At 41.8% G+C, this 16677-nt stretch carries 11 protein-coding genes; 2 read left to right on the top strand and 9 right to left on the bottom strand.

Going from position 1 to position 16677, the window contains the following annotated elements; genetic code table 11:
• Positions 1-156 precede the first annotated feature (156 nt).
• Complete coding sequence (locus tag C505_RS0106215) at positions 157-1443, top strand: citrate synthase (RefSeq protein WP_018691731.1); 1287 nt, start codon at positions 157-159, stop codon at positions 1441-1443.
• 82 nt (positions 1444-1525) lie between these two features.
• Here C505_RS0106215 and ydiJ read toward each other — a convergent pair whose 3' ends face one another.
• The 3 genes from ydiJ to C505_RS24235 form a co-directional block, all read right to left on the bottom strand.
• Positions 1526-4570, bottom strand: a complete 3045-nt coding sequence (gene ydiJ, locus C505_RS0106220; protein ID WP_018691732.1) for a D-2-hydroxyglutarate dehydrogenase YdiJ — start codon at positions 4568-4570, stop codon at positions 1526-1528.
• 98 nt (positions 4571-4668) lie between these two features.
• Positions 4669-5496 carry a lysozyme inhibitor LprI family protein gene (locus C505_RS0106225; protein ID WP_018691733.1) on the bottom strand — a complete coding sequence of 276 codons (828 nt, stop codon included), beginning with the start codon at positions 5494-5496 and terminating at the stop codon, positions 4669-4671.
• 169 nt (positions 5497-5665) lie between these two features.
• On the bottom strand, positions 5666-5821 hold the full coding sequence (locus C505_RS24235; RefSeq protein ID WP_018691734.1) for a hypothetical protein: 156 nt from the start codon (positions 5819-5821) through the stop codon (positions 5666-5668).
• Between the two features lie 368 nt (positions 5822-6189).
• On the opposite strand from C505_RS24235, the gene C505_RS0106235 reads away from it, so the two are divergent.
• Positions 6190-7185 (top strand): BsuPI-related putative proteinase inhibitor, encoded by a 996-nt coding sequence (locus C505_RS0106235; RefSeq protein ID WP_018691735.1) that lies wholly within the window; start codon positions 6190-6192, stop codon positions 7183-7185.
• A 61-nt stretch (positions 7186-7246) separates the two neighbouring features.
• Here the strand turns inward: C505_RS0106235 and C505_RS0106240 are convergent, their stop codons facing one another.
• The 6 genes from C505_RS0106240 to C505_RS0106265 all read right to left on the bottom strand — a co-directional run bounded on the left by C505_RS0106240 (position 7247) and on the right by C505_RS0106265 (position 16597).
• A complete protein-coding gene (locus C505_RS0106240; RefSeq protein ID WP_018691736.1) occupies positions 7247-9919 on the bottom strand; it encodes a PqiB family protein in 2673 nt (890 codons plus the stop codon).
• Between the two features lie 5 nt (positions 9920-9924).
• Positions 9925-10572, bottom strand: coding sequence for a paraquat-inducible protein A (locus C505_RS0106245; protein ID WP_018691737.1), 648 nt, complete (start codon positions 10570-10572; stop codon positions 9925-9927).
• Positions 10569-11186, bottom strand: coding sequence for a paraquat-inducible protein A (locus tag C505_RS0106250; RefSeq protein WP_018691738.1), 618 nt, complete (start codon positions 11184-11186; stop codon positions 10569-10571). The genes C505_RS0106245 and C505_RS0106250 overlap by 4 nt, the downstream gene beginning before the upstream one ends.
• A 233-nt stretch (positions 11187-11419) precedes the next feature.
• Positions 11420-12034: a transglycosylase SLT domain-containing protein gene (locus tag C505_RS0106255; protein WP_018691739.1), complete on the bottom strand. Its 615-nt coding sequence runs from the start codon at positions 12032-12034 to the stop codon at positions 11420-11422.
• A gap of 17 nt (positions 12035-12051) precedes the next feature.
• Positions 12052-13638: a glutamate--cysteine ligase gene (gene gshA / locus C505_RS0106260; RefSeq protein WP_018691740.1), complete on the bottom strand. Its 1587-nt coding sequence runs from the start codon at positions 13636-13638 to the stop codon at positions 12052-12054.
• Positions 13639-13774: 136 nt separating this feature from the next.
• On the bottom strand, positions 13775-16597 hold the full coding sequence (locus tag C505_RS0106265) for a M16 family metallopeptidase (protein ID WP_018691741.1): 2823 nt from the start codon (positions 16595-16597) through the stop codon (positions 13775-13777).
• Positions 16598-16677 lie beyond the last annotated feature (80 nt).

Here is a 16677-nt window from a genome sequence, read left to right on the forward strand (position 1 = left end):
GGTGAGTTTGTGAAATTACGTCTATTATCTGAGCATTTATGCAATAAAATTGACTTTTCTTGATAAATTAGGAGTAGAATAGAATATTTGCTCAGAACAGAGCATAGAATCGATCACTAGATTACAATAAATCGAAAGAGATAAAGGAGACAGAAAATGGCAGATAAAAAGGCGACGGTCCAGATCGATGGACAAGAGTCATTTGAGTTGCCGATTATGTCCGGGTCAGCTGGCCAAGATGTTATCGATGTGCGCACATTAGGCAAACAAGGTCACTTCACCTTTGATCCAGGATTTTTAGCAACCGCATCCTGCGAGTCTCAGATCACATTCATTGATGGTGGAAAAGGTGTGCTTTTGCATCGTGGCTACCCAATCGGTCAGCTTGCTGTCGAATCCAACTATCTTGAGCTATGCTATTTGCTTTTAGACGGTGAATTACCGAACAAAGCGCAGCTCAAAGAATTTGAAGACACGATCACTCGCCATACCATGGTGCATGAAAAAATTGCACATTTCTTCCAAGGTTTCCGTGTTGATGCACACCCAATGGCGATGCTTTGCGGTGTTGTGGGTGCAATGTCATCTTTCTATCACGATGACCTAGATATTAACGACCCTGAACAACGTAAGCGCAGTGCATATCGCCTTATTGCAAAACTACCAACACTTTCAGCAATGGCATACAAGTACACGATTGGTCAACCATTTGTTTACCCGCGCAATGATCTTACTTATTCTGAAAACTTCCTGCATATGATGTTTTCTGTTCCAGCTGAGGAATATAAAGTCAGCCCGACAATTTCCAAAGCAATGGACAGAATATTTATGCTTCATGCTGACCATGAGCAAAATGCATCAACATCGACTGTTCGTCTAGCTGGTTCATCCGGAGCAAACCCATATGCGTGTATCGCAGCAGGTATTGCTTCGCTATGGGGTCCCGCACACGGTGGTGCCAATGAAGCATGTTTGAAGATGTTGGAAGAAATCGGTAGCGTTGACAAAATTCCTGAGTTTATCGGCCGTGCGAAAGATAAAGACGATCCGTTCCGTCTTATGGGCTTCGGTCACCGTGTTTACAAGAATTTCGATCCACGTGCAACGGTCATGCGTCAAACATGCCACGAAGTATTGAACGAGCTGAATATTCAAGATCCGTTGTTAGATGTTGCAATGGAGCTAGAAAAAATTGCTCTTGAAGACCCGTACTTCGTAGAGAAAAAGCTTTATCCGAATGTTGACTTCTACTCAGGCATCATTCTCAAAGCAATCGGCATTCCTACGAGTATGTTCACCGTAATTTTTGCAATGTCACGTACGGTTGGTTGGATCTCTCACTGGGATGAAATGCTCAGCGATCCAGGCCACAAGATCGGTCGTCCACGCCAGCTATACACTGGCAAGACTGAACGCGATTACGTTAAAGTAGATAAACGCTAAATTTTAAGCTTAACGTTTAATGCACACGTTGAAAAAAGGGGAATAAATATTCCCCTTTTTTACTGTCACATCAAGTGATCATTTATTGATTTTGAATATGCTGTAAAGCAACCTCTATCGGATGTTTCGGCTTCATTCCTTCCATACGCTTCACCTGACATCGACAGGAAAATCCTGTTGCCACGATATGCTCAACCCCATGTTTTTCAATAGGTCCTGCCCAGCTCATCTCATAGAGTGACTTCGAGTTTTCTTGTTGCTCTTTCTCATGACCATACGTCCCAGCCATCCCACAACAACCGACAGAAACTTCATTTAAACTTATACCTAATGTCTGGTAGATTTTCTTCCAAGCGTGAGCTGACTGTGGCAACGCAGATTTCTCTGTACAATGGCCAAGTAAGTAATATTGCTGATGATCCGACTGAATTGGCATTAAGGTTTGTTGCGCTAGCCACTCATGCAATAAAAAGACATGAAAATCACCTCGTTCCTGACCTAATATTTTCAAATATTCATCCCGGTAACAAAGGACCAGCGAAGCATCCAAACCAAGCATTGGAATATCCAACTTCGAAATATCATTCAAAAACTCAGCGGCTGACTTGGCCGTTTGATAGAAAGTTTTCAAAAAACCCTTCACGTGCTGCGCTTTACCATTGGGTTTGAAGGGAAGTACAAAAGGTTTAAATCCTTGATGTTCAAGAAATCGAACTGTATTCACCACCAACTCAGCTTCGTAAAAAGACGTAAATGGATCTTGGACGATCAACACTGCCTTTGATCGTTCTTCTTGAGACAGTTTCGCAATGGTTTCGAATGAAAAGTGGTGCGCTGGCTCCAGTTGCGCTTGCAGCGTCGGTACACTCAATTTTGGCGCATCGATGTAGCCAATCTTCTGTTCAATGATTTTTTTAACGAATGGCACTTCTGTCACTTTGTTGACCAGGTTTGCCGCTTTCGCCATCCAAGGTGCTGAGGACTCGATGGAAGCCACTAGATAATCCTTTAACGGGCGTGCATAACGTGTATGGTATAGATTGAGGAAACGAGCACGAAAGTCAGGAACGTCCACCTTAATTGGACACGCAGTTGAGCAAGCTTTACATGCCAGACAACCATTCATTGCCTCAAACACTTCATGGCTAAAATCATCTTGATTTTCTTCACTTTTCGCATTCTTGATACGCGTAATCAAGTTCTTCCAAATCGGCTCATACTGTGTTTGTTGATAAATGGTCTCTGGGTTTTCTCCCTTTTCACTTAACAATCTGAGCCATTCGCGCATTAAACCTGCTCTACCTTTCGGTGAATGTCGACGGTCTCTAGTCACTTTACTGGAAGGACACATAGGCGACTTCACATCAAAGTTAAAACATAAACCATTGCCATTACAATTCATGCTGCCAGGAAAGTCTTCCCGAACAGAAACTGGAATTTGGCGATCATAAAACCCACGCTTCTTATCATCCACACTCACTAAAGCAGCATCGGAGTGAAAAGGCGTGCAGATCTTCCCTGGATTGACTCGGTTATCTGGATCAAATACGCCTTTGATTTTTCTGAGTTCGAGAAATAATTCTTCACCAAAAAATGCTTCGCCATATTCGCTACGGTACCCTTTTCCATGCTCGCCCCACATTAAACCGCCGTATTTGGCTGTCAGTGCGACAACCTCATCCGAAATCTCCCTTAAAAGCACCTCTTGTTGCGGATCACACATATCAAGCGCAGGACGAACATGCAGGACGCCAGCATCGACATGACCAAACATGCCGTAGTCGAGATTTTTTGCATCGAGTAAATCGCGAAACGCCATGATAAAATCAGCGAGATTCTCTGGCGGAACCGCCGTATCTTCAGCAAAAGCAATTGGCTTTTGTGTACCCTTTGCATTACCAAGTAGACCTACTGCCTTTTTTCGCATTGCATAGATGCGTTGGATACTCGCCAGATCGGATGTCACCTGATAGCCAATGACGCCAGCTTGATTCGTTTGAATGAAATCATCAAGGCATTGAGTAAGGTGAGACAGCTTCGAATCGATCTCCTCTTGTGACTCACTGTTATATTCAACAATGTTCAGACCGTCCATTTCTTGGTTTGGAACGTCCTGGATCAGATCAGACACCGAATGCCAAATGACATCTTCCTTGGCGAGATTTAAAACACGGCTATCCACTGTTTCAACGGAAGTTGCTTCTGCTTTAACAAGAAGAGGCGCATTGCGAAGCGCTGATTCAAAGCTGTTATATTTGACATTGACCAACGTTTTAAAGGTTGGTATTGGCGTGATATTTAATTTGGCTTCTGTCACAAAGCCTAAAGTTCCCTCGGATCCAGTGATCAGTCGTGATAAATTCACCCGTGAAAGATCACTATTAAATACATGCTCTAAATCATAACCCGTCAGAAAACGATTTAAACGGGGAAACACTTGAAGAATTTTATCTCTATTCTCACGGCAGCTTTGAAGGACTTGTGTATAGATCTGACCAATGAACGAGTCCTCGTGAGCATGCGCCTCCGCTTCTTGAACTGAGATATCATGTGTCTTGAGTACTGTTCCATCAATCAGGACTGTTTCGAGTTCAAGGACATGATCACTGGTTTTGCCGTAAACTAAAGAGCCTTGACCTGATGCATCTGTATTGACCATTCCGCCAATCGTCGCTCGGTTGCTTGTCGATAAATCAGGCGCAAAGAAAAAGCCATACTGCTTTAAATATTCGTTGAGTTGATCTTTCACCACACCTGTTTGAACACGGACCCACCCCTCTTCAGGATTGATTTCTAAAATTTGATTCATATGGCGGGAAAGGTCGACAACAACACCTTGTGTTAATGACTGGCCATTCGTCCCTGTACCACCACCGCGTGGACTAAACGTTATTGAAGAGAACTCAGGCAGGTTGGCAATTTGAGTCAACAAAACGATATCATATTGACTCTTCGGAAAAATAACAGCTTGGGGCAGGCTTTGATAAATACTGTTATCCGTTGCCATCGTCAGGCGACTACTATAACGTCCATCCAATTCGCCGCAAAATCCTTTTTGCCGTAAAACATCTAGAAATTCACTTACCTTGCTATCCAAGGTTTCTTTTATCGAGATTTTCGGGATCATCTCTTATTCAGCTCAGCAAACCACAGTTGGCCGGATTATATCAAATCTGAACAAAGCTTGCTGAGCCGATTAAACTTACAACTTGGGATCTGGCCGCGTTACTGCATAATTTTTTTGAATGACAGCTCGAATTTACAGATTTCTCCTGTCACACCCCGGGTGCTAATCGGAAATAACGAATAGCTCCCCATCCCCTCGTTCTTCATATGCAGCATCATGACAAACTTTGGTTGTGCTTCAATTTGGTATTCCAACATATGAAACTCAAATTCGTCTGACCCCGGACAAACTTTTCCGATCTTGCCATCTGGATTCGTTTCGATTCCACCAACCAACTTATAGTGTTCTTCTGTCGGGAGTTTTGTGATTGTATAGACGGTTCTGCACTGATTTTCGTCATTGAGGATGAGGATATAGTCCGCAATTGGGTCATCGTTGATCTGACCTGAGTACATCATCGCTTCACCCGGTAAAGATTGAAGTGCGACGATCTCCTTGGAAAACTGTGACTCACCACCGAGCATGGCGAGCATTTCTTTCATCGAACCTTTGTATTTTGGTTCGATGGGATGTTTTTTTATTCCGTTCCACTGCGTAAAACTATCAAAATACCCTTGGCAAATATGCGGCTGCCAACGGAGTGAATCCATTCTTTTTTTATAAATTCGTTTGAGGCATTCATTATTTTGACATTGGTTTCTTTGTTTAATCCAAGAAACATGTCCTCGTTTGAGTGTTTTTAAATCATTTGATACAGTTCTCGCTGAGCGATAAACCGCAGCGAGTCGCTGATCAAGAAGGGATAGTGTCGGATTTGAACAAATGCGCTTTTCCGTCGCAGTCAATGTGGGACTTTGACAGTCAAAACTCGCACTATGTGCTGAGAAACTAAACACAAATAAAAGCAGAATTATTGGGTATTTCACGATTCACATTCATTGTTATAAAAATATGTTTTTAAAGTTTATCATGTTCCTGTTTTTTGTGAATGTTTTGCGGAAAAGACTTAAATCAAAAAATTCTTACTTCCGGGCTGGTGAGCAAAGTATTGCTTTAAATAATCACCAGCCCATAATATTCTTCTGTCATCCAAGCTTAATTCAGAAAGTATTGCGCCTGTGCGATTGCAAAAAGGCTCCAGCCAGTAACCATAATCAATCTCAAATAGAAAATACTACCTTTTAAGCGACGAACTTGGCGTCTGGTTTCATGGTACCGCTGTTCTAAATTTCGATATTGCATTTTCGTCATTACAACCTCCTCGCTCATTCATATCGAATTGATATGATCCCAATGAGCTGCACACTTACATGCAAATTTCATGCATGTTTACATTCATTCCTTTCAATTTATTTATCGGCAAAGATCAAAAACAGATAAGTCAAATTGATCTAAATTAATTTTCTTATTGTTTTTCCTGTGAATTTTTTTTATCCATAGAATGAATATATTTTGCGCGAAATTTGCGTGACAAAGGACCGCTTTCAGGTAAATAATTCCCCTGTCAAATATCAAGCAGTATGGATTTGCAGCAGTATCCAATCTGATCTCAAGTATTCGGTCGGATGAACAAAAAAAGATGAGTAAAATTCATCCGAAAAAACATAAGGAAAATTAAAATGAAAACTATGATACTCAGCACCCTACTCTCTGCTCTATCAATTACTAGCTATGCTGCAGATTTTTTTCCTTATCAACAAGATGATAAAGCCATATTTAAACTTAACGTTGTTGATGGTCGCCCTGTAGAACACCAATCACAAGTCTATATCTCAGATATCGACGATAAATGGCAACTCATGAAGAACTTCCTGGGTCAAGACCTATGGGTTCATTCAGAAGAAGGTACAGGGCGCGTTTATCTGCGTAACCCAGAAACAAAAGAAGAGAACTTACTCGTCGATTTTAATGCCGATGTTGGCCAAAAGTTTGAACAAAACATATTGCCTTGTGTTGCGAGTACGGAAATCCTTTCTAAAAAAGCAGATTTGACGATTGGTAAAGCACCTTATGGTGGCCTCACTCGGGTTTACTTCAACCTTCAAGAAGCGTGTCGTGGCTCTGGCTTAAACAGTGCTTGGTTTGACAGAGAAATTGGTCTGGTCCAATGGACAGTCACAGCTGGCCGTTATCAGCTAAGAACAGACTATTACCAACTTGTACGTGCAAACATCGATAATAAAAATTATCCCCATCAACAATACGGCAATATTGATGTCAACGCTCAATTCCCTGCACAGCATATCAAATACCCTGATATTCGAGAAATCACAGCAACATTATCAGTCACGAACCATCAATCTGGAGATGTTCAGTTTAAATATGGCACAGGGTACCCTGTTGAAATGGAAATTCTCGATATCAATGGTAATGTTCTCAATCGCTGGAGTGATGGCAAAAGCTTTTTCACAATACTTCCTCCAAGAACATTACCCGCTGGGGATACCATGGATTATCAACTCACTATCCCAGTGAGAGATGATCAAGGTATTGCGTTGGACACTGGTGTTTACGAAATTCGGATGACTTATATGGGACAATTAGTCGGTGAAGATGAGCTGCCACATTATAAAGTGACAGCACCAATCAAAGTTACCCGAGTTTATGTCAATTAATTCCCTGTTTGACAATAAAGTCATACGTGATGAATTGAAGAGTAAAGCCGCGTTAGCGGCTTTACTCTGTTGATAAGGCATGTTTTTCTTTTAAGTGTGGCCGCCAGTTGTCCCAGCTATCACTTTTAATTTTGTACAGTGAGTACTCATGGCCAGCCTGAACAACGTTCCCTTCCTCTGGGGTCGCAATCGCAATGCCTCCGCCAACGATTGTTTCCACAGACTCAGAATCGATTTTCAAGCCATTAAATAAACTCGCTTCAACACGAAGTCCACTGGCATTCCAGAATTTACTCGTGTCTTTTACCAATGAACGATAGCGGAGCTCAACATTGACGATGATTTCAACATGGTTCGCTGTAGGAGCTAGATAGTAACTTTTTACCTCTCCAATTCTTATCTTGCGATATAACAATGGCGAGCCAACCTTTAAAGAGCCGAGATCATCTGCAACCAATGTGATCCAAAATGCATTGGCTTCCGGACGGATATCTCTGGGATCATCAATGACATCAAAGAAGAACTTTTCAGCCCCTTTTCCTACTTCTACAGATAAAAAGTCTCCTGTAATCAGCGCTCCTGGATTTTGGACTCCTCTTAGGCTGATTTCTGGTCGCATCAAAATAAACTGAGTGTTAGAGCGCGCCACTTTTTTCAAATAAGAAGGCTCCACCCAAACGCTTAAAATACGTGACTGAAAATCAGGTGTCCACGTCGAATCAATAACTTCACCGATTTTTTGCCCTCGATATTGGACAGATGCTCCATTAGACAAAGAGCTATTCCGCTTCAAAGTAAGTTGAAATTGTGGCACTTTAGCCATTGCTTTATCTTTGGATTCAAACAATGTAAATGAAGTTTTTGGCTTCTTCAGGAACTTGCCATGGCTCGGTGTTTCGAAGGCAATCCCACCGACAAGTACTGATTTGATTGAGCCTGTTGAGATCTTTAAACCTTTCAAACTTGCCTCTACGTCTACACCACTTGCGAGCCAAAATGTAGAGCTTGTTTTCAGGAGCTGCTGATATTCTGGGAATACAATCACTTGTATTTCGGTACCTGATGCATCTTTTTTCAAGCTAACTTTTTTTACTTTACCCACTTGGAATTGATGATACAACAGGGGCGCACCCACAGTCGGAGATGCAAAAGACGCTGAGTTTAAATGGATCTGAAAACTTGTCTCCGGGTAAACACTGGTTGCAGCATCGTAGTCTTCAAATAACGAATAGGTGTGTCCATCTTTCACTGGTTTTCCTGTTTTTTGTTCGCCATTAGAATTTGAATAAAGGCCAATCGCACCTGTGAGAATTTGCTTTGGTTGCGGAATGCTTGCAGCAATACCGTCAAAATCCACTTTCAACTTCACTGAACTCATGTTGTAGAAAATAGACGCATCGCTGATGAGTTCTTGGTATGACTCTTCGACAACAACATGAATTTTAAATTGGCGTGCTTTGGTTTCAAATCGAATCGATTCAACTTTACCAATCGTTTGTCCTCTATACACAATTGGTGTACCAACATTCAGTCCCTGCCTTTCTTTTGTAATAAGGAATAAATCCAGATCTGGGCCTTCGAATTGAATTTCTGGAGGCATTGTCGCAACCTGAAAACGATTGGTATATTCTCCCTGTCCCGGCTTTATCTGGATCGTCGTCCCCTGAATGAGCTTGGAAAGGTCAATCGAAGATAAATCTACGGCTGCTTTTTGTATCCAAAACTTTGTTCCTTTACGCAATAGGGGTTCAACTTGTTGGTTCAATCTCGCTTTACCAACTAGAGTCTTAAAGTTCTTTGACCAATTTAGCTGAGTGATCTTCCCGGCTTCATATTCGTGGAAAAAGATTTTCGTTCCAACTCGGACCTGCTCTGTTGCAGGAATTGTCAAATCCACCTCAATGGCTGTTCTTGCCATTTCAAGGCTTTCATACAAAGGAAATACAGAATTCTCGTTCGCGACTGCTGATGATTTTGGGCTGTTAAACGCTATTCCTCCAAGCACCATCGAAGTAACACTATCAGTTTCAACAAGGATCCCATCCATGCCCATATTCGCCCGTACACCAGACACATTCCAAAACCTAGAGTCTTCCTTCACCAGGTCTTTATACTGTGGTTCAAGCGCGAAGATGATCTCCACACCTTGTAAGTCCTCATCCAAGCGAACATCATGCACTTCACCGACTAATAGTTTACGATAATATACACCCACGCCTGGACTGATACTCTTTGCAGCATCAGAAACCAATCGGTGCGTCACAAAAACTTCAGGAATTTCTGTTGCTGGCGGTGAGAGCAGGCCGTCAAACAAGCGAGCTTCCTTTCCTGTCGGTTGAAACGGCGCATCAACTTGGATATAAGCGCCCGAAACTAAAGTCTCCAAACCTGAAATACCACCAACACCAGCTCTAGGCTTTACCAACCAGAACTTTAATGCATCCGTTAAATAAGGCGCTGTTTCTTTTGCCATTTCGACATGAACATAAACGCCAGAGCCATCATTCAACAAGCTGAGTTTTGACACACGACCGACTTCCATGCCACGAAATTTCACCTTTGTTTTGTTTGCGATGATGCCATGCGCATCAGGGAAGAAAACTTTGATCGGAATACCTGAGTCCCGATATCCTTTGTAAAGCAACCAGGTTGCCAATACAAGGGCGATGACAGGTAATAACCAGACGCCAGATAACTTCGATTCTTTTTGTATCACTGGTTTTGGGTGTTCCATAACAACTATAGCTTGCTCTTATTACGTTGACCGGAATGGTATAAATGTTCTTCTGATGCTTGCTCAGCATCCCAAAGCAATCGAGTGTCAAATACTTTGGAAGAAACCATGGTGCAAAAAACAACTAATCCAAAGGCTGCGGTTGCAGGCCCAGCTTCAAAGCTGCTGATATGGCCTAAATCCATTAAGACTGACATGATGGAAATCACGAATAAATCCATCATAGACCAACGCCCTATCCACTCAATGAAGTGAAACATACGGGTTCTTGCTTTATCGGAAAGTTTGACATGTCTTTGCACAGAAAAATAAATATAAGTGAGGCCAACAATTTTAATAATTGGCACCGCGATTGATGCTGTGAACACAATCACAGCAATGGGAAACATGCCCATTTTCACTAATGTTAAAGTACCAGATAAAATCGTATCTGGCTTCTCATTACCAAAAACGGTGAATAAGGTGATCGGGTATAAGTTCGCAGGAAAAATAAGCACTGCAGCAGTCGCCAGCCAAGCCCAAGCAGCCTGCAAACTATTTGGCGTACGCAAGTGCAGTTTTCCATTACAAGATAAACACTGGAATGAGCCAACACGGTTCACTCGATTACAGTCCTTGCAAAGGACATACCCTAAATCTTTTGCAGAGTTCAATGGCGTAGCTTTTCCCAAATTTGACGTTTATCTAACTGACACATGAGATAAATCATCGTCACGGCCAGACATATCAAAGCGAGTAGTCCCCAGTTTGGATGAAGAACACCGAGATCCTTCATCTTAAACATTGCCACGCAAAAGCTGATCAAATAGACATCTAGCATCACCCAAGAATCCAAATGACACACGACTCGGAATAGTTCCTGATGATGACGTCGAGGCTGCATATATTTCAAAGTGATCGATAAATACAGTAAAACAAAAATGATAAGCGCTGGCGTCAACATGCTACAAAAGAAGACTAAAAGAGCCGTAAACCATTGCCCTTTAGTAAATAAGTGGAAAATACCATCAAACACAGAAGCATTCGTGATCATTCCAGCTTTCATTTCTACAGCCATCATCGGATAGAAATTTGCAGGAATATAAAAAAACAGTCCGGTGAGAGTAAGGAGCAGGAGCATGGTTTCACTGTGAACCCACCCCGTTTCTAATTTCGAATGACAACGTGGGCAGCTTGCTTTCTGCCCAGCAAAGCAGTGCTCATGCATTTGCATGACTAAATCACAATGAGGGCAAATCACCATAAAGTCGTGTGGATCTCGTTCCATAAATAACGTTCATACCTTTTCACGTTCAAACTTTTTAAAAGTCGCATATTCAGATCCGAGCAATGCTTATTCAGTGAATTGAAATAGACTATTGTATTTCGAAAAAATTCACTTAACTTTTGCTGGCGATATATGAAGTATTTAAAACAACACTCTTTAAATCAACACTTTTTCGGAGGAAAATCATATTTTTTGATGAGGTTTCGCCAAGTGCCTTATTTTCCGTCTTTTTTCTAACCAAAAAAGAGGCGCCAAAGCCAGCTGCGATTGAGATCTTCTTCACAACCTTTCAACTGCTTGCTATACACTGCGGCTCTGTTTTTGACTTTTGAAGAAGCTTTCAATAAAAAGCCTTTGCTTCGAAATGTCTTACGTCGATAACCACCCCAACCTTCGTGGTAGTTTAAATATTGGCGGTAAGCATCCCATTTTGAGACTTTATTGATCTTATAAGTCTTGCTGATAAACCACCCCATAAAATCAATGGCATCATCAAACTCATCGCGATCAGCACCGGAGTTACCAGTCTCCCGAATATAATCTTGCCAGGTTGGTGTTTTAGCCTGTGAATAGCCATATGCACTACTTACACGACCCCAAGGGATAAACCCAAGTAAGTAATCGCGAGGAGGAAGTGCATCCGCTCGAAATGATGACTCTTGATACATCATACTCATTGGCACATGAATTGGGACTCCCCATTTATCTCGCATATCAGATGCAGCATCATACCAGTCACGACGCTCAAAAAAGATATCACAGAGGTTTTCGGGGTTTTCCGGTGGGGGTGTCGTGCACCCCAATATCAGTTGAGAGCCTATCAAAACGAAAAGGCACTTCTTCTTCATATTTTTTAATGGCCTTGTTAGCGCGTATTTACGGTCACAAAGTAATCTTCAAGGAAATCAGAGAAACTTTGTTGTTCATTATCTTCCATGTTTTGTTGTTCTTGCTTAGACGCCTGAGCGCTTTGGATGAAAAATTCCTCAGAGTAAACTTGGTAATCATATTGATCCAGTTGTGACTGATATTGCTTCGCAAGGGCCAGACCTAGATTACCATTCGAGATATCTTGGCTGTTCATTTGCGTCAGCAATTGTCCAGATAATGTCTGTTCTGGATGTTCAACCATCTGAGCAACTTCATGGATCATCATCGCATAATCTTTTGTATCATAGGCAATATCAAAAACTTCAGCAATAGCAGCCATCTCGGATACAATTTCATTCATCCAGTCTTTGCCCAAAATTTCCTTATTTTGACGTTGCAATATCAATTCGGGGTGACGACCATGAGAGACAATACCTGCTAAGTTTTTATCCACTTCCGTATATTCCTCACGAGACATTTCTGGTGAGTCACACCATAAACACCAAGCAAGAAATACATCTAAAAACAACACTTGCTGCTTGCTGATCCCAATATCTTCAAATGGGTTTACATCCAGTGCACGTACTTCAATGTACTCCACGCCTCTTCTTTCGAGGGCTTGCGTCGGCGATTCATTGGTTTTTGGGGTTCGCTTAGGACGAATAGGCGAGTAAAATTCGTTTTCGATTTGTAAGACGTTATCATTTAACTGGCGATATACGCCATTTTCTGCAATCCCAATTTGTGCATAGTCCGCTGAAGGAGTATTAATCGCTTCACGCAAACCACTGGTGTACTGAACGAGCTTATTGTAACAGATATTCAGTTCGCCCTGAGCATGGTTGGTATAGCCCAAATCTCCCATCCGAATTGAAGTGCCGTATTCTAAATAAAGAGAACCTTCATCCCGTGCCTGAAAATCCAGCGCTGTTTCCTGCCCTTGTAAGAATGATTTACAAATCGCTGGTGAAGCACCAAACAAATAAACAATCAGCCATGCGTGTCGCTTAAAATTACGGATCAAGTCAAAATACTTTTGTGAAATGTAATCTTGATCTGCATTTGATTTCCCTTCCAACTCAGCCAAAGCTTGCCACATACTTTGAGAGAAGGATAAGTTAAAGTGAACGCCAGAAATTGCCTGCATCATGCTGCCATAGCGGTTTTTCAACCCTTCACGATACACACGTTTCATTTGGCCGATATTTGAATGACCATAATACGCCAGCGGTATTTCATCTTCATGCTGTACGAAGCACGGCATACTGATTGGCCATAAAAACTCATCACGAATATGATGGTTCACATATTTGTGAATATCTCGGAGTTGCGCCAGCGTTTCATCGATTGACTCTCCAGCAGGAGTAATAAATTCCAATAACGCTTCAGAGAAGTCCGTTGTAATTTGTCCGTGCGTTAACGCCGAACCTAAGCTTTCAGGGTGCTTTTTTTGGGAGACCTTCCCTGTATTTGGGTCCATCCGCAGCGATTCACGTTCGATGCCACGACGAATGCCAGTAATGGCTTGAACATGTTGACTTTGACTCAAAAAGTCCAGTCGTTCTTTTAATTGCTGGTTCAAAATCAATCCTCGTACTAAAGCGGTTTAAATATCAAAGTTATGTGTGGGGAACTAATACCATTTTCAATCCCCACAGACATATTAAGCCCAAAAACAATCCATTTTAATGAAAAATAATTTTTCATTAATTTGCAGTCTATTCAGACATAACTTGTACAAAAAAGCTTTTCTTTAAATCGTCCAAAACTTTATTCTTATCACCCACCACAATGATAAAAGCTTTTTCCAGTGGGATTTTATTTGCTATCGAGGCGGCCTGGGATACAGTCAAGCTCTCTATCCAATCACGCTGTTGAACATCAAAGTCTTTCGGGGGTTGGTATTCGAAAATATCTTGTAAAAACATTGCTTTTTGCCCCGGAGCTTCAAAACGTAAAGCATCTTTTTCTAAATAGGCGCTTTTTAACATCTCTATTTGTTCTGGTGTCGGCCCAGATTCAACATACTGATTTAATATCGCCATAAGGTCGACCAGCGCTTCTTTCGTTTTATCTGCTTGAACATCTGTGGCAACCACAAACTGTCCTTGTGTTTTACCGCCAACAAAATAGCTGTTTGCACCATACGTGATCCCTTTATCCTTACGCAATCGATTATTTAGAATCGATGAAAAACCTCCGCCCAAAGGATAATTAACAACACTTAATTTGAAATAGTCACCTAAAAAGTCAAAATTTGGTCCAGGTGCAACAAAGCGGATCAGAGACTGGGATGCGTTCTCTTTATGAATAAAATAAATTGTTTTCCCATCACTATGATGCTCCTGAGGTTCTTCCTTCACGGAATAACTTGGTCCCTGCCATTTTTCAAGCGGTTTTAATTGCCTTAAAACTTTTTCCTTTTCCAAATTAGATACAACGATGAGTTGGGCATGCGCAGGCGTCACATATTGCTTATAAAATTGTTTGACATCTTTTAGCTGGATCTTGCTCAACGATTCTGTTGTCCCAATATCACGAATTGCGTGACGAGTTCCTTTGTAAAGTAGTTTTCTGATTGCATCAGAAGCGATAGCTGACGGGTCCAGCTTCGCTGCCTGAAGCTGTTCAATAAACTGAGACTTCACCTTTTGGAATTCTACATCTTCAAAAGCTGGATTACGCATCTTTTCCATAAATAAAACAAGCGCGGGTTCAAATCGTTCGCTGAGTACCATTAAATCCGCACCAAATGTGCGCCCAGCAACATGAAATGAAATGGATGCACCATGCCGTTCAATCGCATCAGATATCGCTTCTGTCGAGTAGTGACGTGTTGATTCATTCATCAGCCGAGCCGTTAAACTAGCCAAGCCCTCTTTTCCTTTTGGATCAAGCAAACGCCCGCCTTCCAATGTCAGCAGCATATCTGTCACTGGAACTTCATCCGATTGCATGCCAAGAACACGAAGTCCATTCGATAACTCAGCCTCCCAATATTCAGGTGCTGGTACAGGCTGAGGTTTTCCTTTTTGAGGAATAGCGCTGCGATCAAATGTTTCTGGCGTTATGCGTAATGGTTGAATCGGCAATGCATGAGTTACTCTCGGAGAATCTGGTTGATAATTGGGTGCTGCTGCCTGAATTTCTTTTTGTCCTTCTGGAACCACACTCAACAATAATGCTGGGCTATTTTGAATATACTGGCGGTACATCGCAACAACATGTGCTTCCGTGACATTAGCATAACGAGCTAAATCGGCTTCTATTTCACCAGGTGTTCCATAATAAGTTTCATAGTGACTCAAAGCAGCAGCCTTACCTGCAATCGTCGCCATACTCATAATCGTGGCCGCTTTGAGGTTATTCCGAAGCCTTTCTACATCCTGTTTTTTGATGCCTCTATCTTCAATTTGCGACATGACCTCGAAAATCTTGTCCTTTAACTGGGCAAGCGAAAGTCCGCTCGATGGATTGAGGATGGCTTGTATTTCAAATTCACAAGCGTGATCCCGACAAGGGTGAGAAGCAGATACTTGCAGCACATCTCCACTTTTAACCAACGCTTTATATAACAACGATGATTTACCACCACCAAGCACTTTCGCAAGCATATCTAATGCAACTTCATCCTCTCCTCTTGGCGGCACTGTTGGCCAGGTAATGCTTATAAGGGGTAAGTGAATTTTGTCTTCCAATGTGACATATCGCCATTCCTTGAGCTGTGCTCGTGGAACACCTTGACGCTCAAAGTCACCATTTTTGGGGATTGAACCAAAATACTTAGTGATCCAATTCAGTACTTGAGATTCGTTAAAATCACCAGCAATGGTTAAAATTGCATTGTTCGGTGCGTACCATTTTGAAAAAAATTGACGTACATCATCCAAAGTTGCCCGTTCTAAATCGGCCATTGAGCCAATCGGATCCCAACTATACGGATGACCTGCGGGGTAAAGATTTTTTGCGATGGTTTCATGGATACGGCCGTACGGGCGATTTTCTATTCGCATTCGCCGTTCATTTTTAACAACTTCTCTTTCTTTATCGAACTTATCTTGGTTCAACGACTCAAGCAAAAAGCCCATTCGATCGGCTTCAATCCATAAAATTCGTTCTAAGTGGCCATTAGGAACCGTATGGTAGTAATTCGTTTGATCTGAACTAGTTGCCCCATTGAAGTCCCCTCCCGTTTGCTGTTGTAGTCGCTCATATAATGCCTGAGGAATATGCTTAGAACCTTTAAACATCATATGCTCAAACAAATGTGCAAAACCAGTTTTTCCAATTTCTTCATCTGCTGAGCCAACTTTATAAGTCATACCGACATGGACTGCTGGGTCAGAATGGTCTTGATGTAAGATGACAGTTAGACCATTTTGTAGTTTAAATTTCCGATATGGGATTTGAAGATCATTCTGTTTTTCCACAGATTCAACAAGTTCAGCGGTCTCCTGAGGTTCAATTGGGGAAACTTGTACTGGTTTGGTACAGCCCAGAAGTACGCCTGCCGCGACGAATGCAACAACGATGGCTTTCATGATAATCCTGTCGTTTTTTCTCAATATTTAAATGGCACACAGGGTAGACAAGTAAATATCATAATAAATTCTTATTTTAG

The sequence above is a fragment of the Algicola sagamiensis DSM 14643 genome (assembly GCF_000374485.1).
In the GTDB taxonomy this organism is placed as follows: Bacteria; Pseudomonadota; Gammaproteobacteria; order Enterobacterales; family Alteromonadaceae; genus Algicola; species Algicola sagamiensis.